A 19,974-nucleotide genomic window follows, 5' to 3' on the forward strand; every position below is an offset into this window, starting at 1 on the left:
AAGCTATTTTAATAGTTTTATTAGACATTCTATTTAAGTTTGTGCGACAGAATCTGATTTTCTCTCCCAAAGGAATTTTCTTTCTGATTCTTTAATCGGCACATCATTAATACTTGCTTCTCGTCGCTTCATTAAGCCATTTTCGGCAAATTCCCAATTTTCATTACCGTAAGCACGATACCAAAATCCTCCATCATCGTGCCATTCATATTCAAAGCATACAGAGATGCGATTATCGGTGAAACTCCAAAGTCTTTTTTTGAGGCGATAGTCTAATTCTTTTGCCCATTTACGTTCTAAAAAAGCAATAATTTCTTCTCTACCGTTGATAAATTCAGCACGGTTGCGCCACTGAGAATCAATGGTATAAGCGAGCGCGACTTTTTCGGGGTTGCGACCATTCCAGCCATCTTCGGCAGCTTGGACTTTGGCTTTGGCTGTTTCTAGGGTAAAGGGTGGTAGGGGTGGTTTGGTTTCCATGGGGCTAATTACTGATTATTTTTGGAGGGCATTGTTTAAGCTATCGCATTTTTATAATTATCTATAATTATCGATCGCCATGCCCCCTACTTCTATCTTTCAAATAATTACCATTTTTTATAGGGTAAAAACTTACCACACATTACTATTTGAACGCGATCGCCTTTAGGATCTGGAACTTTCTCTACTTCTACGGAGAAATCAATCGCACTCATAATACCGTCGCCAAATTTTTCGTGGACTACGGCTTTGATGGGCATGCCATATACCTGCATGATTTCATAGAAGCGATAGATTAAAGGATCGGTGGGGATTTGGGGTTCGAGAGATCCTTTTAAGGGTGCAATAGTTAGGGGTTCAGCCATTGATTCGGGTAGTCCCAAAGTAGTAACTATTTTAGTAGCTTCTTCCATATTGGCACTAGCTTGGCGGTAGATTACCGAAGCGATCCAGGTTTCGTCTAGTCCGACGGCTTTTTCTAAGTCTTCAAAGGTGATTCCTTTTTCTTTTTTTGCTGCTAATAGTTTTTCGGTGATTTCTGAGATTAGCATTATTCTTGCTCCTTATTACTTATTACTTATTACTTATTACTTATTACTTATTACTTATTACTTAATCCTTGCTGCCTCAACCGCCCTAGTTTCCCGATACAGATGGTCTTCCATCTCTTGTTTTAGCTTGAGATAATCGGGATGATTTTCGACGGTGGTGCGATCGCGGGGACGGGGGAAGGGGACTTCTAATACCTCGTCGATTCTGGCTGCGGGGCCTTTGGTCATCATAATTATGCGATCGGATAGCAGTAAGGCTTCATCGATGCTGTGGGTAATCATGATGGCAGTTTTGCGCTGTTGTTCCCAAATACGCTCAATTTCGTCTTGTAAGAAGCCACGAGTCAGGGCATCTAAAGCCCCAAATGGCTCATCCATGAGCAATATTTGCGGATTTATGGCTAAAGCTCTAGCTATGCCGACTCTTTGGCGCATTCCTCCCGATAGCTCGTGGGGATGTTTTTTTTCTGCCCCCGTTAAGCCCACAAGCTGAATATTTTCTTTGATAATTCGCTGTTGTTGTTTTGCAGGCATTTTCGGAAAAACAGTTTCCACCGCAAACTTGATGTTGCCTAAAACTGTCATCCAGGGCATAAGGGCATAGTTTTGAAATACCATACCGCGATCGGGCCCAGGTTTATCTACTACTTGTCCATTAATTAATACTTCGCCACTGCTAGCAGTACTCAAACCCGCAATGATATCTAGTAGGGTAGACTTACCACATCCAGAAGGGCCAATAATGGAAACAAAGGTATTATGTTCGATGTCGAGATTAATATCTTCGATCGCCACAAAATCCGAACTTGCTTGACCAGTAATTTTATTTAGCCAACCACTCCTACCAGGAAACATCTTCGATATATGACGCAAAGATATCTGAGATTCGGTTGCACTGTTTGTAGTCACAGTTTGATTATTTGTTGAATATGAAGTACTCATGATTGCTTACCAAAAGAAACTATTTTTTCTAGATAGGCAAAGATTTGATCGAGGACAATTCCCACAATGCCGATAATAAAGATAGCTACCAGAATATTTGGAATATAAAGGTTGTTCCATTCATTCCAGATAAAGTAGCCCAGTCCCGTACCCAAAAGCATTTCGGCAGCTACAATTACCAGCCAGGATATTCCCATGCTGATACGCAGCCCAGAGATAATGTTAGGCAATGCAGCGGGAATAATTACTTTGAAAATCGTGCGCCATCTAGATGCACCAAGGGTTTTGGAGACATTAAGATAGCTCGAATCGACGTTAGCTACCCCAAAAGCTGTATTGGTTAAGGTAGGCCAAATGCTAGCGATGGTAATGATAAAAATACCTGTCAATTCCGAATCGCGGAAGATATACAGTCCTAGGGGCAGCCAAGCTAAGGGAGACACGGGTTTTAGGAGTTGGAAATAAGGATTAAAGGCTTTAAACGCCACCTTAGAAATACCGACCAAAATACCTAAAGGTACTGCTATTAGAGAAGCTAGAGTATAGCCGATGGCAACTCGCCTCAAGCTAATTAATAAATTCCAGCCGATACCCATATCATTAGGGCCATTTTTGTAAAAAGGATGAGTTACCCAATACCATAATTCTTTGATGGTTAAAGATGCAGTGGGCATTCCTTTGGAAAATATTTTTAGCTTTGCACCCATTTCCCAAAATAGGAGGAAAATTCCTAATGAAAGCAAGAACAGCAGTAACGCCTGGACATTTTCGTTATCGAGTATTTTCTCCTTCTTCTCTTTGTTTATCGTTGTTCTAAGTACAGTCATTGGTTATTGGTTTAAACGCCATATTTTTTAATTTGTTCGTCAACATATTCCTGGGGTTTGGCAGGATCGAAGGTGTCAAATTCAAGGGTTTCAGTACGATAAATTTCGGCTGGAGGGGTTTGTCCCACTTCCGTGGCTAATTCCCTGGCTAAGTCGGTCATAAAGACTTTTTTACCTACTTCCTCGTATTTACCATCGGCGATCGCAGTTTGCACCTTACCATCTCCCTGCAAGTCCCAACGCACTAACTGAGAGGAAATCCAGTTAGCAAAACTTTGCCAGGGATAGGGATCGAAACCAATGCGATCTGGAATTGACTGAGTATTACCCAAACCATCGTCAAAGTTACCCGTTAATACGGCCTCTACTACCTCTACAGGCTGATTGAGAAATGCTCTTTCCGATATCGCCTTAGCAATTTCGGGGCGGTTAGCAGGATCTTGGGCATAGCCAGCAGCTTCAATAATTGCTTTGTTTAACGATCTAAAGGTATTGGGGTTGGCAGATATCCATTCATCGCTGGCAGCAAAGGCACAACAAGGATGTCCTGGCCATATTTCCTTAGTCAATTTATGAATAAAACCAGCTTCTTCATATACTGCCCTTTGATTGAAAGGATCGGGCATTAAGTATGCGTCAATATCTCCTGCTACTAACTGGGCAATACTATCTGGTGGCGGTACAGCACGAATTTTGACATCTTTATCAGGATCTATGCCTCCCGTAGCTAAGTAATAACGCAGCAACAGATTGTGCATTGAATAGGGGAAAGGTACGCCAATATTAAAACCTTTGAAGTCGGCAGGGCCATTTATTTTGCCTTTATACTTATTAGCAACAGTAATCGCCTGTCCGTTGATGTTTTCTACACTAGCAAGCTTTACCCCAAAGGAAGACGAACCCAGTCCCAAGGTCATAGCTATCGGCATAGGTGCAAGCATATGATAGGCATCTAGTTCTCCTGCGATCGCCGAATCTCTGACCGCACCCCAACTAGGCATTTTAACTACTTCGGCATTAAAGCCATATTTTTTATAAAAGCCCAAGGGTTCGGACATAATAATTGGTGTGGCGCAGGTGATCGGAATAAAGCCAATTTTTAAGTCTTTTTTCTCTAAATTATCTGCACCAGCAGGGGCGTCCGAAGTATCTGTAGCCGCATCATCTCCTGGTGAGGGGGCGCAGTTGGTTAAGGTAACTAAAGCTGCACCTACTGCTAAATTTTTGAGGAAGCGACGACGACTAAAGTCTCCAGCACGAATGGTATCACCGAAAAACTCGCCAGCCTTGTGTCCAAATGCAGCAGCGAAAGCATTATCTATACCTCCCGCCTGTTTGCAGAGTTCTAAGACTAATCTTTCTCGTTTTGGATCGCCCTTCCCAGCCATCTTGAGTAACAAAGTCTGACGCAAGTCGGCTGCATTAACTGTATCCGCCATTTTAAAGGCATTGGGTTTGTAAATCCCCATCTTTGCCAAGTCGTCAATCATATCTACTGGATCTTGAGGCATATCTCCCATGAACTTCCAGTGATCGTCGGTAAGATGCAAACCACCACAATCTTTGCATGGTGTATTCAATCCACTCAGATTAACTTCTTTATTTATAGAATTTGTATTTAAAGAAATTACCATAGCTTTAATTAATATTTTGCTGTTAAGTAATTAGAACCTTTTGTGGATTAAAAAAATGTAGCAATTTTTACGTAATTAAAATTAGATTGAATATGTAGAAAAAATAGATTTACTAATTTAAACAACAGAAAAGGTGGGTAATTATCGAATTGATAACTACGCTAGGATATATAATCGCAAACACTTGCTTTGTTTTTGTTTTTAACAACAGTAAGCTCAACTTGAGGATACCAGAAAAGTAGATAGCTTGGCATTGAACTACTTTTAGCAAAAGTAGGATTTTTTATCGATCGCCGTGAAGAGGAATTTCTATTTGAACTGTAGTACCCTGATTGACTTTACTGCTGATGTTTATCTCACCATTTAGAAGATCGATAAACCTTTTAACTATATTCAAACCCAAACCCGTACCAGGAATATTACTAACATTCTTTCCTCGATGAAAAGGTGTAAAAATTTTATTTATATCACCCTTGGGAATTCCAATTCCCCAATCTTTAATGGTAAAAATAGCCCGATCACTTTGAAAATTAAGCTCAAATTCGATTAATTTATCGCCTTGAGAATATCTAACTGAATTAGTCAAAACATTAGTTAAAATAGACCTCAATAGTCGGCAATCTATTTCAGATTCTAAAAAAGATATATTGCTGTTAAATTGAATTTCACGGGCAGAGTAAGTGTGTTTTAGTTCGGCTATTAATTCTTGACAAAATCCAACTAAATCTATTTTTTCAGAGCTAAGATTAATTCCTTCTGTCTCTATTTGACCAATAACTAAAAGTTCGTTAGTCATTTGAGTCATGCGATCAATGTTGGTTTCAACATCTGATAAATATTCAATTTTTTCTTGAGCCGAAAGTTGGCGATCGTAACGTTTTAAAGAAGATACGGAAAAAGAAATATTATTCAAAGGATTGCGGAATTCATGGCATATCATCGCTACAAACCGCGATCGATCTTCATTCAGTTGTTGTAATTGTTCGTTGGCTTTACTCAATTCTGAGGTGCGTTCGATAACTCGTTGCTCTAATTCTTCATTTGCTCGTTGTAAAATAGACTCGCTAAGTTTGCGTTGAGTAATATCACGAAATGTAACCACAGAACCAACTAACTGATTTTTTTCATTGTGCATTGGTGTACTAATATATTCCACGGGGAAGCTAGTACCGTCTTTGCGCCAAAAGACTTCATTATCCACGCGACGCACAGTACCTTCTTTAAAAGCAGCGTAAATATGGCATTCTTCGCGGGGATAAACAGTACCATCGGGTTTAGAGTGATGCAAAATAGCGTGCATCGATTTACCAATCAAATCGTCCATTTCCCAGCCAATTAATGATGCAGCAGCAGGATTAACAAAGGTAACATTTCCCATCGCATCCAAGCCATAAACACCTTCCCCGACAGAGTTGAGGATTAGTTGATGTTGGCGACGCAAATTTGCTAATTCAATATCAGTTTGTCGATTAGATCCTTGTTGCATAATCTTTGAGACGATCGCAAGTTTTTTCGTAGTAGCTATTGTATCTTTAGCTACTGCTTGATGCTTGATTTAGATATTTATTGGAGATAACAAATTAAATTGCAGTTAAGAGATTACGATCGCCCATGAAAACAATTTTAGTCATCGAAGATGAGGCACAAACTAGGAAAGTCTTGCTTAACTGTCTAAAATTTGAAGGGTTTAAAGCGATCGGTGCAGACAACGGTAAAACAGGAATAAAATTAGCTCAAGAACATTGTCCAGATTTGATTGTATGTGACATTATGATGCCAGAAATGAATGGCTATGATGTACTTTCTATTCTGCGTCAAAAAATATCTACTCTGGCAATACCTGTTATCTTTCTGACGGCGAAAGTTTCTATGTTCGATCTTAGATTGGGGATGGATTTAGGGGCAGAAGACTATTTAACCAAACCTTGTAATATCGAGCGATTTTTAACAGCAATTACCACTAGATTAAGAAGAAAAGAGGAATTGCAAAAAAGCTACGCTGCCGACTTTAATACTCCTGATTCTAAATCTTTCTTCGATCGCGAGGAACTATCCAAGTGTAGCAAAACAACCAAAGTGTTTGAATTTATTGAAGCAAATTTTGATCGACCCCTTGAACTAAAAGAAGTTGCATCTAACCTTGGTTATTCCCCTGCATATTTAACCAATTTTATGCGACAAAAAACTGGACGTACCGTTAAACAGTGGATCGTCCAAAGACGGATGGATAAAGCTCGCCAACTCTTGCTCGATACAGAGAAAACAATATCACAAATTGCGATCGATACAGGTTATGTAGACACGAGCTATTTTATTCGTCAGTTTAAGCGACTACACGGAACTTCTCCTAATTTATGGCGAAATAGTTCTTTAGAAAATACAAATTGCTCATAAATCAGTTGGGTTATGAGTTTCTTATGGCGATCGCTTTATTTAATAAGGGTACTTTTCATAGCGGTTTACCTATCCTCCCAGATAAAACGGATATTTCCAATTTACTGGGAAATTCTCCAGAAGATAGTTAAGCTGTAGATCGCCCTACTATTACGATATCTCGACTCAATAGAGCGATCTCTTTTCCTATTAGGCAAAATCATCTTCTGAGATATTGTTCGGATCGACTCCTATCAGTGTTGCCACGGGATTGTCGAAGACCGAAATAGAAGTACTAAAGCCAAAATCAGCACTTTCAATGGTTGCATCAAAGAAGCTAGCACCTTGAATCAGAATTTTGTCCGTACCATCACGAAAGTCATAAATGACATCATCGACTCCACTATCGCTAGATATTACAAAAATATCTGCGCCTTGACCGCCATAATAGGAATTGCTGCCTGAATTTCCCTGTAGCACATCGTCACCATTATTACCAAGTAGGCGATCAGAGCCATCGCCACCGATAAGGGTATCGTTGCCATCATTGCCAGTCAAAATATCGTTATCAGCACCGCCAAGCAGATTATCGTTTCCTCCTCGCCCAGTCAGAATATCGTTCCCATTCTTTCCTTGAATAGAATCATTTCTCTGAGTGCCGATCAATACGTCTCGACGATCTGTACCTTCAACATTGTTAAAAGCGTTGATGACTAGTTCGTAATCTCCCGTACTAAAGGAATTATCGACATCAAAATTAGTTCTACCATTAACCGCATCATAGTCAAAGTTAGCAAAAGCACTAACTCCCACATAATATTCGCCCGTAGTAGCAGCAGTAAAATCGATATAGGAATCTAAAGAAAAATTTTCTCCAGGTGCTTCATTATCGTCGTTTACCGCTAACTCGTTGCCAAATTCATCAAACAGGCGCAAAATGGGATCTAATCCAGAATCTATTTGTTGGGCGTTGATGTTTAGAGTTACTCGATCTCCTTCGTTTAATTGAAACTTGAATACATCTACATCACCTTGAGGATCGATGCTTTCTTGAATGACAACCGTATTCTGTCCCCCTGAACTTACGCCACTATCTCCCGCTTCAGAAATAGTATTATCGGGATCGTCATCTGGTTGTACTTCCACCAAACTTAGATTCAGTTGGTAATCACCACTACTGCTAGCAGAATCATCATTACTACCGCCATTAACTGCATCGTAATTAAAGTTAGAAAAGCTGCTGACCCCGACATAATAATCCCCACTGATATCAGGAATAAACGTAAGATAAGAATCTAAAGAAGAATCTTCTCCTGGGGCAGGATTATCGTCGCTGACAGCCAATTCATTACCCGATCCGTCAAATAAACGCAGAATTGGATCTAAACCAGACGAGAATTCATCAGCATCTATATCTATAATTACACCCTCTCCTGCATTAGCTTGAAATCGATATAAATCGACATCGCTGTTGGGATCGATAGTACCTTCAATAACAGTGTTGCGAGTTCCTTCAGAACTTACTCCAGTGTCATTAGCATCAGCAATAATATCATTCGGTTCGATAGACATGAGATTTACTCCTAAAAATTTTCAAAACTATCCACTGGCTACGAGGAGTAAAATACGCAGAATTGTTGAGCCAGTAACGATTTTGTTTTACTCAGTCTATAGCCTTAACGCCCAATACTTTAAATTGAGTACTTTATGTAGTTGCTTCCATCATAGCTCAAAATGATCGATCTATTACAAATTTTTTTTTGAATGTGTGCTTAATGGCGATCGAGATAAAAATTGATCGCAGATAATATAATTTGATGATTGTGCTAAACAGAACCGACTAATGTTGAAGCGTCTAGGATTAATTTTATTAGCATTAAGTGTGGTTGCTTTTTTGTCTCCTGCTAATGCCCTGTGGGTGAAATGCTATGGAATCATACAAAATCAAATATTCGATTTGTTAATCGATAGCGGAAGAATTATTGGTATTACTTTAGTTTTGGCGGGTTTACTCGCACCATTTGAAGCTTTGGGCTGGTGGGCAGGATGGTATGATGGTCAGAGCGATCGCAGGACTTTGTCTTATCGCCCAACCCTATCGCCGCTTGAGAAAATAACTACTACCGCACCCCACTACAATTGTCTATCTTGATGGTATTGGTAAAAGCTCTTTTAAAAATTCTCTTAGATCTGCCAGATTTCTCGAAAGACTAGGCGAATCGTTACCTAGCGATCGCATTTTAATCCAGAATATCATCCCCTACTCTGTAATCAACTTACCATTAACTCTCAATCGACCTCTAGCTACTTTCTGGCAATGGATCGAGCGCACATCAAAACTAGAAATATTAGTTCTACTCCGCAATATGTTTCAGGTGGCGGTTGGGATAATGAGATCGAACCCATTGCACCAACAAAGTTATGGATTTAAAACGAAAATCCATAATCCAAACTAAAGTGAAGACCATCATCTTGAATATTGTCTCCCTTGTCATCCAAGCTGACTAGGGGGGGAGCATAGTTTAAGCGCAAGTTTAAACCATTTATAGGTTCCCAGATAAAGCCAACCCCCAAGGCTGCAATAAAGGTTTGGTCTGGTAATGGGTTGGGGTTATCCCCTTGATTCCAGACTGTACCCAAGTTGAAAAAAGGAGTAAAGGTAAAAGTTGTCTCTCCCGCCTGATTTTTAAATAAAGCCCAACGATCTTCTACCGAAATAACTAAGCCATTATCCCCAGAGCGTACGTTTTGGCGATAGCCTCGTACTGATTGACCCCCACCAATAACAAATTGTTGGGAAGGTAATAAACCATCAGGGGTTAACTGAATGTCTGCCTGAATTACCAGAAAGTTATCGCTATTGAGAACTTGTACCCGCTGCATCTGTCCCAGCCAGCTAATAAATTGACCGTCGGGAATTGGCTCTTCGTTTTCCGTCGCACCAAAAGCACCAAAACCTAAATTAAATTGGGATCTAAATGCCCAAGCCCCAGAAACTTGTCTTTTGATGTATTCCTGACCGAATCTAAGGACGCTGGTGGTGGTTTCACCATTTTCATCCGAACCCAGACCAAAAGGGAAACCTGATTGAAATAATAAAGTTTGTCCGTCTTGGTAATCAAAACCCAAAGAGAGAGCTAATTCTTGTCGCGGATTTTGAATAATGGGCTGACGAAAACCTAGATTGAATCTTTCGCTTTCTCCTTCAATTTCTAGATCGTCAAGTTCTTCACCAATCGGATTAATTACTTCGTTGCGATTAATATTAATTCCTGTTGTGACTGTGCCATTTCTAGCATTAACGGGAATTTGATATTCCAAACCAAAATCAAAGGTGTCGGTCAAGGCTGAAAATCGAGGATAGAAACTGGCAGTAATTGTATCTCCCCCCCGAAATAAACTGCGATAATCGGCTTTAAGCCCCAATCTTTCTCCACCAACACTAGGAGGAGAATAATTATCGATACTCACTTTGGCATTAAAGCGATCGCTTTCTGTTACTCTGACTTCGACTACACTTTGTCCAACTTCGGGGTTATCTCCCGCACTGATACTAGCTTCTACGTTGGCAAATAGAGGATCTAGACGCAACAAACGCAACGAATCTTCGAGTTTAGCTGAGTTTAAGGGCGTTCCCGCAGCTAAATTGACGCGATCGCGTACGTAGTTTTCTAAACGTTTTGTACCCTTGACATCAATGCGTTTAACCGAACCTTCGACAATTTGAATTTGGATATTACCGCTATCTAAAGATGATTCGTCTAAGACGGCTCTAGAAGTAATATAGCCCCGTTCTAAATAGATTTGGGTCAGATCGTCGATCGCCAGCCTCAATTCTGCCAGGGTAACGGTTTTACCTTCTAATGGCTTGGCAATGCCATCTACTTCGGCTTGAGTCAGGATTGTATCCCCTTTAACTCTAACTGTCTGAATGGGAACATCAATATCATCTTCTGACCTCACTGTTGCCCGATCTCTGGTTCGTCTGGGAGAATTTGTTTCGGCAGGTAAAGGTTGAGGAGGTGGAGTGGGTTTTTGATTGACTTGACTGATTAATACTTTGTTTTCCCTTTTATTCAATAACACTCCTTGACTTATATCCGTCTTGCCGCTATTGGTAATACCCCCTGTTTCTACCGCAACTTTTTTTTCTGCTGCTATTGCTTGTAATTGACAATTACTATAACTTATCAAGCCTAATGTAGAAGCAAATGCTAACAGGTATCGGGAACTTTCAAAATTAATTGCTTTTTTCATTCGGATAATAATTATATTAATAACTGTAAAGTTTTATATCAACAATTCGTACAAAGCAAGCTTGAATTCAGCCAAATGCTGTTTTAGCTAAATAGATGTTATGCGATAGATCGCCATAACAAGATTAAAATAATATAAAAATATTGCCTATAAGTAGGGCAATAATATTTACCAGTAGTAAAATTGTGGACAGCTATTTTTTTAGCTCAATTATCGCGATCGCACTATATAAACCAACTATTTGTTGCCCAAAATGCTATCTCCTACTAACCGCTCGATCGACTTTAAACATACAGATAAATTTTTATTAACTAGCACTAAAATTTGTCAACCATTACTATTAGCCTTATCAGTTTTATTGGTAAGACAAAATCATGTTTTAGCAGACCCGATTGTCCCCAATAATGATGGTACGGGTACGGTAATTAATACCGATGGCAATAGAATCGATATTGACGGGGGTAGTCTTTCAAGAGATGGTCAAAACCTATTTCATAGTTTTGAGCAGTTTGGACTCTCTTCCGAGCAAATTGGTAACTTTATGTCCAATCCCGACATTCGCAACATCTTAGGTCGGATTAACGGTGGAGATCCTTCGATAATCAACGGTTTACTTCAAGTAACGGGAGGCAATTCCAACCTCTTGTTGATGAATCCTGCGGGAATTATATTTGGTGCGGAGGCACAACTAAACGTACCAGGAGATTTCACTGCTAGCACCGCCACGGGAATCGGTTTTGAAGACAATGGTTGGTTTAATGCAGTGGGAGAAAACAGCTATCAAAGTCTGATTGGAACTCCCACCCAGTTTGCTTTTGACGGTGCTAATTCTGGCTCGATTATTAATAATGGAGAATTGAGTTTAGCGGAAGGGAATAATTTAACTTTACTGGGTAGCAATGTAATTAATACAGGAGAAATTACCGCCCCAGAAGGTGCTGTTACCCTGTCTGCTATCCCTGGAAGTAGCAGCGTGCGTATCTCTCAACCAGGACATCTACTTAGTTTGGATATCGAACCTCCCAGGGATAACGATGGTAATGTCTTGCCCTTTACTGCCAAAGATTTACCCACCTTACTCACTAGTGCTGGAGAAGTAGATACTGGTTTAACTCCTAACGAAGATGGCTCGATCGCAATTAATAATGCAGGGACGAGTTTTATTCCCGAAGCCACAATGGCGATCGCATCTGGAACGATTAATGTCTCTGGTATTGAAGGGGGAGAAGTAAACGTAATAGCTAATGAAGTCGGGGTACTTTCAGGAAATATTGATGCTTCTGGGACAAATGCAGGGGGAAATGTGCGTATTGGGGGCGACTATCAAGGCGGGGGAGAGATACCCAATGCTACTCATACGATAGTCGACGATAATTCTACTATTGCGGTAGATGCTACGGATAACGGAAATGGAGGAAGTGCGATCATTTGGTCGGATTCCCTAACCCGCATGACGGGGGGAATTACCGCCCGTGGTGGCACAAATGGAGGCGATGGCGGTTTAGTCGAAGTTTCGGGCAAAGATTTACTAGTCTTTACAGGTACGGTTGATGCGAGTTCTCCTTTAGGACAAGCAGGGGAACTATTACTCGACCCCAAAAATATTACCATCGGCGATCCAGACAGTCCTTTGGCTACTTTATTCAATCCCAATCCAGAAGGGCAATCTGGTAGTTTAGTCGGATTTGCTTTTTCTGTGGCAACAGTAGGAGAAGATATCGTAATTGGCGCGCCCAACTATAATTCATCAGACGGCGTTTTGAGTGCGGGACAAGCTTTCTTATTCGATCGCAACGGACAAAATCCAGTAATATACGACAATCCTAATGCAGCTAATAGTGAAAGAGGTACTTTTGGCATTTCCGTTGCACCAGCAGGAGCAGAACAATTCTTAGTCGGTGCTTCTCGCAACACTTCCAGTAATGGAGTTACTGGAGTCGGACAAGTATTTTTATTCGATAAAAACAGTACTGCTCCACTTCAAGTTTATGACAATCCTAATATTGAATCTACTTTTCCAGGAAGCCTCAACTCTGGCTTAATTAGAGAGCAAAATTTTGGTGTATCAGTCTCAGCCGTGGGCGATAATGGTGTTTTGGTCGGCGCGCCAGCTCATACATCGGGTGGCATCGAACGAGCAGGACAAGCATTTTTGCTAGATCGCAGCAATGGCAACTTATTACAAACCTTAGATAATCCTAATCCTGTAAACGGCGGTATTTTTGGTTTTTCAGTCGCAGAAGGTGGAGGGAATTTATTGATTGGCGCGCCTGAAAATACATCAGGAGATATTACAGGAGCGGGACAAGCTTTCTTATTCTCTACAGATGGTACGCAATTATTAACTTTAGATAATCCTAATCCTAGAGCAGGAAATAGCAACTTCGGCAATTTTGGAACTTCTGTAGCGGGAGTTGGCAATAACCTTTTGGTAGGCGCGCCAGAGAATACTTCGGGTGATATTGTTGGGGCAGGACAAGCTTTCTTATTCTCTAGCGATGGAACACAGTTACTGACATTAGATAATCCCAATCCTGACGTTAGTATTACTAGCAGTTTGTTTGGCGGCTTTGGTACTTCGGTCGCAACTGCTGGAGACGACCTATTAATAGGCGCGCCAGAGAATACTGTAGAAAATGTGGATAGTGATATTTTTGGTGCGGGACAAGCTTTCTTATTTTCTAATGATGGTTCTCTTTTAGAAACATTGGATAATCCCAATCCTAGTTCTGGGGGTGGAAGTTTTGGTAACGCAATAGCAGGGTTGAATTCCGATACGGTAATTATTGGTGCGACAAATAATGCTGATGCTGAATCTGGCACATCTCAGGCTGGAGAAGCATTTATCACTCGTACTGGTCAACCAATCTTTACCCAGATTGAAACAATTGAGAATAATAGTACTTTTGCTAACAATCCTGGCGATTCTTTTGCTATTTCTTCCACAACAATCACTAACATCACTAACACGGGTACGGATGTAACTCTGCAAGCAAATAACGATATTCGGATTACCACCGAAGAAATTGTAATTGATAATCCCGAAGGTGATGGAGGAAATTTAACTCTCCAAGCAGGAAGAAGCGTTGATGTTAACTCCAGCATTATTTCTGATAATGGAGATATTACCATTATCGCTAACGAAACTAGCAATAATGGTACTCAGTTTGATTTTAGAGATCCTGGGGTAGCCGATATTACTGTTTCTGATGACGTACTGCTGAATGCAGGTACGGGAGATGTAACTTTAATTGTCCGTGATGGAGGGGGAGACTTAGGTAATGTGGATGTGGATAGCATTATTGGCGATAATATCAACTTAAGTACGTCACAAGGAACTGTTACTGTCGATGGTACTATTTCTGGGATTGATAATACTTCCGCTAGTACTATTATTCTCCAAGGAACGGAGGTTAATGTGGAAAATCCAGAAGAACAGCTTATTGGGGAGGATGTTAATGTCATTATCTCCGAATTAGATCCTGAAACGATCGCGCCTGAGTTTATTCCTAACTTCCCCAATATCGAAGTTCCAGAAGAAATAACTGCCCAAGAAAACGAGTCGGAAATTCCTCTTACCATTGCCAATAATGTGGCATTTGAAAGTCGTGCCAATGATGAAAATTATGCAGCAACTCTTTTACCCTTGATTGATGCGGATTTCTCTCGCAGTTATAACAATTACTACAATCGCACATCTGTATTTGGTAAAACATCTGGTGAAGATGGACTTCAAGTAGATTTGGCTCAAGTAAAACAAAATTTGAGCAATATTGAAGAATCTACAGGGGCAAAACCAGCCTTGGTTTATGTAGCATTTTTCCCTGCGGGAGTGGATGCCATTCAAGGACGCAACAGCAATATTTTACCCCAAGCCGACGATCGCCTGGAATTGATTACCGTCACCAAACAAGGACAGCCAATTCGCCAGCAAATAGAAGGGGTAACTAGGGCAGATGTGGATAAAGTTGCCCGTCGTTTTTCCCAAAGTATTTTTGACGAACGACCCGAAAAATACTTTTTGCCCCAAGCTCAACAGCTATATAAATGGTTAATCGAGCCAATTAAGACCGAATTAGATGCCCAAGAAATCAATAACTTAGTTTTCTTGATGGATAGTGGTTTGCGAACTGTTCCCGTGGCAGCATTACACGATGGCGATAAATATCTAATTCAAGAATATAGCGTTGGTTTAATGCCTAGCTTGAGCCTCACCGATACTCGTTACAAAAACGTCAAAGATTTGGGGTTACTGGCAATGGGTTCAGAAACATTTCCTAGCGACTCTTCTCTATCACCTCTTCCCGCAGTACCGCTAGAAGTTGGTATCATTACCGAACAACTTTGGTCGGGGGGTAGATCTTTCCTGGGGGAAAACTTTACTATTAAAAACCTACAACAGATGCAAGGCTCAGATCCTTTTGGAATCTTGCATTTAGCGACTCATGCCGAGTTTACTCCAGGCACGCCCAAAAACTCTTATATTCAATTTAACGATCGCAAGTTAGAACTAGATAAAATTAGAGAACTGGGTTTGAGCAATCCTCAAGTAGAATTAATGGTTCTCAGTGCTTGCAAAACTGCCTTTGGCGATACTGATGTTGAATATGGCTTTGCAGGTTTGGCTCACCAAGCTGGTGTCAAGTCAGCATTGGGTAGTCTTTGGTATGTCAACGATCAGGGTACGCTTTCTATTATGTCTAAGTTCTATCAAGAACTAAAAGATGCCCCCATCAAAGCCGAAGCACTACGTCGGGCGCAGGTAGCCATGATTGAAGAAACAGTGCGTCTAGAACCAGGAAAGCTGATTACCGAGACTCAAACCTTTGATTTACCATCAAATATTGAAGTAGTAGACATGACTCATCCTCGTTATTGGAGTTCTTTTACAATTATTGGTAATCCCTGGTAACTCTTTGAGCATCAAGTATAAATAGTTGACTTCAAAGAGATTTCAAAAAAAATTAAAAGCGATCGCATATTCGATTCTACTTCGATCTCCAGAATAGCGGCGATCGCAATTTCCACTTGTTCTATAAAAGTACCAGAAAGTTTTAGTAAGAAGGCTTTATATTTTGTAACTTATTAATATTCAACTTCTTTTGCTAAATTAATAAGTATATTATTGCTTCTAAAAAAAACGTGGATTCATCTATAGCCGATCTAAGACAAAATTATACTCTGGCGGGATTATCGGAGACTGATGTAAAATCCGATCCGATCTCGCAATTTGGTACTTGGTTTCAACAAGCCCTAGATGCTGATTTGCTCGAACCCAATGCCATGACTTTGGCTACTGCTAGCGCCGATGGCAAACCTACCGCTAGAATTGTCTTGCTTAAAGCGGTGGATGAGAGGGGTTTTGTTTTTTATACTAATTACGAAAGTCAGAAAGGACAGCAGTTAATTGCCAACCCCTATGCAGCATTAGTTTTTCATTGGAACAAGCTAGAAAGACAGATTCGCATTGAAGGGACAGTTAGTAAGTTAGATAGGGAAGAATCAAGAGAGTACTTCCACAGTCGCCCTAAGGCTTCTCAGCTGGGGGCGTGGGCTTCAGATCAAAGTCGAGTAATTCCCAAGCGCGAGGTATTGGAAGAAAAATTAGCCAATCTGCAAACCAAATATGGCGACGATCAAACTGTGCCTATTCCCCAACACTGGGGAGGATTTCGAGTAATTCCCCAACGTGTTGAATTTTGGCAAGGTCGTCCCAGTCGTCTTCACGATCGCTTAGTATACGATCTACAGCAAGATAATAGCTGGAAGATTAGTAGGCTGTCACCTTGATTATTTAACGATCGCTCTTTGGATAGATTATATTCAACGGAAAATATTGAATAATGATCGGTATATGGGCGGAAATAATCGCCAAAAACCATCTTCTCGAAACAGAATTGGCAGTTAAATTTAAGAGTTGGCGATTTCATGCCTATTTGTCAGTTGAATGCAAGTATAAAAACTATTTTAGGCGAGATATATTATGGAAGAATCTAGAAAAGATAAAATAATTACTAATTTACAACAAGCCAAGCAAACAGGGCAATTGAAGACTGAAAACATTAGAGAAATTGTCAAATCTGCCGTGTCCGAAGCTGCATCTGAAGTTAAAGAAGGTAGAACGGAAATAACCAGTCTGGTGCAAGAAGCGATCGCAGCAGTAGTAGAAATTTTTCAAGATAAAAAGGGCGAAATCAAAGAAGAAGTTTCTGCTTCTATTGAAGGCGCGATCGAAGGTATAAGTAGTGTCAGAAGAGAAGCGATTTCTAGCACTCAATCACAAATTCAAACCCTAGAAGCACAAGTCGAACGAGAAGAAGTTGAATTAAAACAGGAAATAGACGGAGCATTACAAGAAATTCAAATAGAAAATAAAGATGATTCTGATAAAGTAAAAGCAGCTATTGCAGCAGCAATTAGTAACTTGGAAAATAGCGAAGAAGTTGCTTTGTTGCAAAAACGTTATGCTCAACTAAAAGCTCAGTTAGCTATTGTTAAAGCAAATTTAGCAGGGAACTATGGCGAAAGTTATGGCAATGTCAATCAATATCTTGATGAGGCAAAAACTTGGTATGAAAAAGCCAAAGAAAACCCCGAAGTTTTTACGGGAAAAATAGAAGAAAGACAACAAGAATTTGAATCTAAATTAGGAGAGACTGGAGCTGCGATCGCCAAGAAAGAAAAACAAGTTAAACAGCTTTTAAAAGAACTCTGGAAATCAGTCTCTGAAGTATTTCGCGATCGCAAAGATTCTTAAGTACGAACTAACTAGTAGTAATTCACAACCAATTAAAAACTAACTAAAAATATAAAGCAAAACCTCCAAACAACAGCCAGGAGGTTTTATTTTTTCAAAAACAAGTAAGCAATATTCCATGCCCATTATTATCTTAAACGTTCGCTTCTTCTGCCTTTTTAGAAGCAATCCAAAGAGCATGAATAACTCCAGGCAACCAACCAAGCAAAGTTAATAAAATGTTAATTACTAAGGCTTGGCTAATTCCCATATTCATAAAAACGCCAAGGGGTGGAAGTAGAATTGAAGCGACAATATTAATAAGGCTCATTTTTTATACCTTTATCTATGTATTTAACCATCATATTATGGGAATTTATCCTGGAAATCTTCTATCTTCAGAAAGATAATTAATAAAAAGATTTGTTGCTTGTTAATTGATATATATCTTTTGTTAGAGGTATTTAACTACTCAAATATCTAATATCAGAGGTAATAGATAATAGCAGTAGATTGCTAAATATTGAAAAAACTAGGAGAAATCGTCATATGTTGGGTACATTTTTAACCATCTTAGCCACTACACTCAGCCTACTTGTAGTTGATATTATATTTCCTGGAGTTAGCATAGCTAATTTCCCTGCTGCTTTGATAGCCGCTGCCAGTATTGGTATTATTAATGCAGGAGTCAAACCAGTGATTTCTCTACTATCTCTACCCCTAAATATTCTTACATTAGGTGGATTTTCTTTAATTATCAATGGTTTTTGTTTTTGGTTAGCTTCCCTTCTCGTACCAGGATTTAGAGTTGCAGGATTGATTGCCTTTCTCGTTGCACCTTTGATCTTATCTTCTACCAATACTTTGATTGGAAAATATTTCGGTGAAAAAGATTTACTAACACTACCTCAAACTGAGAACAAAAAACTCGAACAATAGTGTAATTGTCTATCTTAAGACCAAAAATTAATGCAACTGTAGGTAGATAGAATTGCCGAAAAAACTTGAGATACTAAGAGCAATTAAAGAATTGGCTTTAGGCAATCAACTCAAAAACTGTGCCTAAGCCAACGCGGGCGGTCAACATCTAGAGGAGATCTCCTCCAGATTACCCCGTTAAAAAACTAAATTAAGCACTAAAAGGAGAATTAAAGCATGGTAAATACTGTAAATAATAATTCTATTCAATATAAACGCGCTGCTGGACTATACTACAGTCGGGATGAAGCAGAAAATGCCGTCCGCGCTCTCAAACACGCTGGTTATGACATGGATCGAGTTTCCGTCATTGCTAGAGATGCAGACAAAGTAGCAGGACAAGAAACCACAGAAGAAGTAGGGAACAAAGCCGATGAAGGTGCAGCGACTGGTGCTTTGACTGGTGGTGCATTAGGCGGTATCACTGGCTTATTAGTCGGTTTGGGTACATTAGCAATTCCTGGTATTGGGCCAATTTTGTTGGCTGGTGCAGAAGCAACGGCGATCGCAACTACCTTAGCGGGTGCTGGAATTGGTGCTGCTGCGGGTGGTTTAATCGGTGCATTAATTGGCTTGGGTATTCCTGAGGAGAAAGCTAAAATATATAGCGATCGCGTTGGTAAAGGTAGCTTCCTCGTCATGGTAACAGGAACGGGAGTAGAAATAGACCGCGCTGGAACTATCATGCGCCAACACGGTGTAGAAGAATTTGATATCTACGATATTCCTGGAGCAAAAGCTACTGCGGTAACTGACGTAGATGAAGATCTCAGAACTAGAGCCGATATAGACGACCGCGAAAAAATCAGACTATACGAAGAACGCTTGATGGTCAACAAGCAACGTGAAAAATCTGGTGAAGTTGCCATCGGCAAGCGAGTAGAAACAGAAACTGCGGCGGTAGCTATACCAGTTGAAAGGGAGCGCATTGTCATTGAACGCAGCGATGTAGTAGATGGTGGAGTGGTAACTCCAGGTACGGCAAACTTTGCCGATGCCGAAACAGTCCGCATGGAAGCCTATGAAGAAACCGCCGAAATCGAAAAGCAAGCCTTTGTGCGGGAAGAAGTAAACATTCGCAAAGAAGTAGAACGCGACACCGTAGAAGCAAGAGAAACGATCCGTCGTGAAGAACTAGAAGTAGAAACAAACGACGACATAATTCAACGATAAATATAGGAAAGCAACTTAGAAAT

At 40.2% G+C, this 19,974-nt stretch carries 17 protein-coding genes; 8 read left to right on the forward strand and 9 right to left on the reverse strand.

Going from position 1 to position 19,974, the window contains the following annotated elements; translation table 11 throughout:
• Positions 1-33: 33 nt before the first annotated feature.
• From I4641_RS09065 to I4641_RS09090, 6 genes are all read right to left on the reverse strand, one after another.
• Positions 34-480, reverse strand: a complete 447-nt coding sequence (locus I4641_RS09065) for a nuclear transport factor 2 family protein (RefSeq protein WP_229640166.1) — start codon at positions 478-480, stop codon at positions 34-36.
• A gap of 107 nt (positions 481-587) precedes the next feature.
• Positions 588-1,031: a cyanase gene (cynS, locus tag I4641_RS09070; RefSeq protein WP_229640167.1), complete on the reverse strand. Its 444-nt coding sequence runs from the start codon at positions 1,029-1,031 to the stop codon at positions 588-590.
• A gap of 57 nt (positions 1,032-1,088) precedes the next feature.
• Positions 1,089-1,973, reverse strand: coding sequence for an ABC transporter ATP-binding protein (locus tag I4641_RS09075; RefSeq protein ID WP_229640168.1), 885 nt, complete (start codon positions 1,971-1,973; stop codon positions 1,089-1,091).
• Positions 1,970-2,800, reverse strand: a complete 831-nt coding sequence (ntrB, locus tag I4641_RS09080; protein ID WP_229640169.1) for a nitrate ABC transporter permease — start codon at positions 2,798-2,800, stop codon at positions 1,970-1,972. The genes I4641_RS09075 and ntrB overlap by 4 nt, the downstream gene beginning before the upstream one ends.
• Positions 2,801-2,811: 11 nt before the next feature.
• Positions 2,812-4,434 carry an ABC transporter substrate-binding protein gene (locus tag I4641_RS09085; protein WP_229640170.1) on the reverse strand — a complete coding sequence of 541 codons (1,623 nt, stop codon included), beginning with the start codon at positions 4,432-4,434 and terminating at the stop codon, positions 2,812-2,814.
• A 283-nt stretch (positions 4,435-4,717) separates the two neighbouring features.
• Entirely contained in the window at positions 4,718-5,920 is a 1,203-nt protein-coding gene (locus I4641_RS09090; RefSeq protein ID WP_229640171.1) for a PAS domain-containing sensor histidine kinase, read from the reverse strand.
• Between the two features lie 125 nt (positions 5,921-6,045).
• On the opposite strand from I4641_RS09090, the gene I4641_RS09095 reads away from it, so the two are divergent.
• Together I4641_RS09095 and I4641_RS09100 are read left to right on the forward strand one after the other, a co-directional pair.
• Positions 6,046-6,828 (forward strand): response regulator transcription factor, encoded by a 783-nt coding sequence (locus tag I4641_RS09095; protein ID WP_229640172.1) that lies wholly within the window; start codon positions 6,046-6,048, stop codon positions 6,826-6,828.
• A complete protein-coding gene (locus I4641_RS09100) occupies positions 6,819-6,959 on the forward strand; it encodes a hypothetical protein (protein ID WP_229640173.1) in 141 nt (46 codons plus the stop codon). Before I4641_RS09095 ends, I4641_RS09100 begins: the two co-directional genes overlap by 10 nt.
• Before the next feature lie 58 nt (positions 6,960-7,017).
• Here the strand turns inward: I4641_RS09100 and I4641_RS09105 are convergent, their stop codons facing one another.
• Positions 7,018-8,379 carry a DVUA0089 family protein gene (locus tag I4641_RS09105; protein WP_229640174.1) on the reverse strand — a complete coding sequence of 454 codons (1,362 nt, stop codon included), beginning with the start codon at positions 8,377-8,379 and terminating at the stop codon, positions 7,018-7,020.
• A gap of 271 nt (positions 8,380-8,650) precedes the next feature.
• Here I4641_RS09105 and I4641_RS09110 point away from each other — a divergent pair, with 271 nt between their 5' ends.
• A complete protein-coding gene (locus tag I4641_RS09110) occupies positions 8,651-8,959 on the forward strand; it encodes a hypothetical protein (RefSeq protein WP_229640175.1) in 309 nt (102 codons plus the stop codon).
• A 275-nt stretch (positions 8,960-9,234) separates the two neighbouring features.
• On the opposite strand, the gene I4641_RS09115 is transcribed toward I4641_RS09110, so the two are convergent.
• On the reverse strand, positions 9,235-11,064 hold the full coding sequence (locus I4641_RS09115) for a ShlB/FhaC/HecB family hemolysin secretion/activation protein (RefSeq protein WP_229640176.1): 1,830 nt from the start codon (positions 11,062-11,064) through the stop codon (positions 9,235-9,237).
• Between the two features lie 253 nt (positions 11,065-11,317).
• On the opposite strand from I4641_RS09115, the gene I4641_RS09120 reads away from it, so the two are divergent.
• From I4641_RS09120 to I4641_RS09130, 3 genes are all read left to right on the forward strand, one after another.
• The gene (locus I4641_RS09120) at positions 11,318-15,976 is read left to right on the forward strand and encodes a CHAT domain-containing protein (RefSeq protein WP_229640177.1); all 4,659 of its coding nucleotides are present in this window, start codon (positions 11,318-11,320) and stop codon (positions 15,974-15,976) included.
• Between the two features lie 230 nt (positions 15,977-16,206).
• Positions 16,207-16,854 (forward strand): pyridoxamine 5'-phosphate oxidase, encoded by a 648-nt coding sequence (pdxH, locus tag I4641_RS09125; RefSeq protein WP_229640178.1) that lies wholly within the window; start codon positions 16,207-16,209, stop codon positions 16,852-16,854.
• A gap of 193 nt (positions 16,855-17,047) precedes the next feature.
• Positions 17,048-17,821 (forward strand): histidine kinase, encoded by a 774-nt coding sequence (locus I4641_RS09130; protein WP_229640179.1) that lies wholly within the window; start codon positions 17,048-17,050, stop codon positions 17,819-17,821.
• A 133-nt stretch (positions 17,822-17,954) separates the two neighbouring features.
• Here the strand turns inward: I4641_RS09130 and I4641_RS09135 are convergent, their stop codons facing one another.
• Positions 17,955-18,131, reverse strand: a complete 177-nt coding sequence (locus tag I4641_RS09135; RefSeq protein ID WP_229640180.1) for a YqaE/Pmp3 family membrane protein — start codon at positions 18,129-18,131, stop codon at positions 17,955-17,957.
• 218 nt (positions 18,132-18,349) lie between these two features.
• On the opposite strand from I4641_RS09135, the gene I4641_RS09140 reads away from it, so the two are divergent.
• Both I4641_RS09140 and I4641_RS09145 read left to right on the forward strand, forming a co-directional pair.
• Positions 18,350-18,739 (forward strand): phage holin family protein, encoded by a 390-nt coding sequence (locus I4641_RS09140; protein ID WP_229640181.1) that lies wholly within the window; start codon positions 18,350-18,352, stop codon positions 18,737-18,739.
• Positions 18,740-18,955: 216 nt separating this feature from the next.
• On the forward strand, positions 18,956-19,951 hold the full coding sequence (locus I4641_RS09145) for a YsnF/AvaK domain-containing protein (protein ID WP_229640182.1): 996 nt from the start codon (positions 18,956-18,958) through the stop codon (positions 19,949-19,951).
• Positions 19,952-19,974 lie beyond the last annotated feature (23 nt).

The sequence above is a fragment of the Waterburya agarophytonicola KI4 genome (assembly GCF_020640915.1).
In the GTDB taxonomy this organism is placed as follows: Bacteria; Cyanobacteriota; Cyanobacteriia; order Cyanobacteriales; family Xenococcaceae; genus Waterburya; species Waterburya agarophytonicola.

What these genes read in the sequence shown, in the direction of transcription:
- cynS (WP_229640167.1), bottom strand. Translation starts at nt 1,031, where the DNA reads ATGCTAATCTCAGAAATCACCGAAAAACTATTAGCAGCAAAAAAAGAA.
- I4641_RS09115 (WP_229640176.1), bottom strand. Translation starts at nt 11,064, where the DNA reads ATGAAAAAAGCAATTAATTTTGAAAGTTCCCGATACCTGTTAGCATTT.
- I4641_RS09065 (WP_229640166.1), bottom strand. Translation starts at nt 480, where the DNA reads ATGGAAACCAAACCACCCCTACCACCCTTTACCCTAGAAACAGCCAAA.
- I4641_RS09095 (WP_229640172.1), top strand. Translation starts at nt 6,046, where the DNA reads ATGAAAACAATTTTAGTCATCGAAGATGAGGCACAAACTAGGAAAGTC.
- I4641_RS09120 (WP_229640177.1), top strand. Translation starts at nt 11,318, where the DNA reads ATGCTATCTCCTACTAACCGCTCGATCGACTTTAAACATACAGATAAA.
- I4641_RS09075 (WP_229640168.1), bottom strand. Translation starts at nt 1,973, where the DNA reads ATGAGTACTTCATATTCAACAAATAATCAAACTGTGACTACAAACAGT.
- I4641_RS09130 (WP_229640179.1), top strand. Translation starts at nt 17,048, where the DNA reads ATGGAAGAATCTAGAAAAGATAAAATAATTACTAATTTACAACAAGCC.
- I4641_RS09090 (WP_229640171.1), bottom strand. Translation starts at nt 5,920, where the DNA reads ATGCAACAAGGATCTAATCGACAAACTGATATTGAATTAGCAAATTTG.
- I4641_RS09085 (WP_229640170.1), bottom strand. Translation starts at nt 4,434, where the DNA reads ATGGTAATTTCTTTAAATACAAATTCTATAAATAAAGAAGTTAATCTG.
- ntrB (WP_229640169.1), bottom strand. Translation starts at nt 2,800, where the DNA reads ATGACTGTACTTAGAACAACGATAAACAAAGAGAAGAAGGAGAAAATA.
- I4641_RS09110 (WP_229640175.1), top strand. Translation starts at nt 8,651, where the DNA reads ATGTTGAAGCGTCTAGGATTAATTTTATTAGCATTAAGTGTGGTTGCT.
- I4641_RS09135 (WP_229640180.1), bottom strand. Translation starts at nt 18,131, where the DNA reads ATGAGCCTTATTAATATTGTCGCTTCAATTCTACTTCCACCCCTTGGC.
- I4641_RS09105 (WP_229640174.1), bottom strand. Translation starts at nt 8,379, where the DNA reads ATGTCTATCGAACCGAATGATATTATTGCTGATGCTAATGACACTGGA.
- I4641_RS09140 (WP_229640181.1), top strand. Translation starts at nt 18,350, where the DNA reads ATGTTGGGTACATTTTTAACCATCTTAGCCACTACACTCAGCCTACTT.
- I4641_RS09145 (WP_229640182.1), top strand. Translation starts at nt 18,956, where the DNA reads ATGGTAAATACTGTAAATAATAATTCTATTCAATATAAACGCGCTGCT.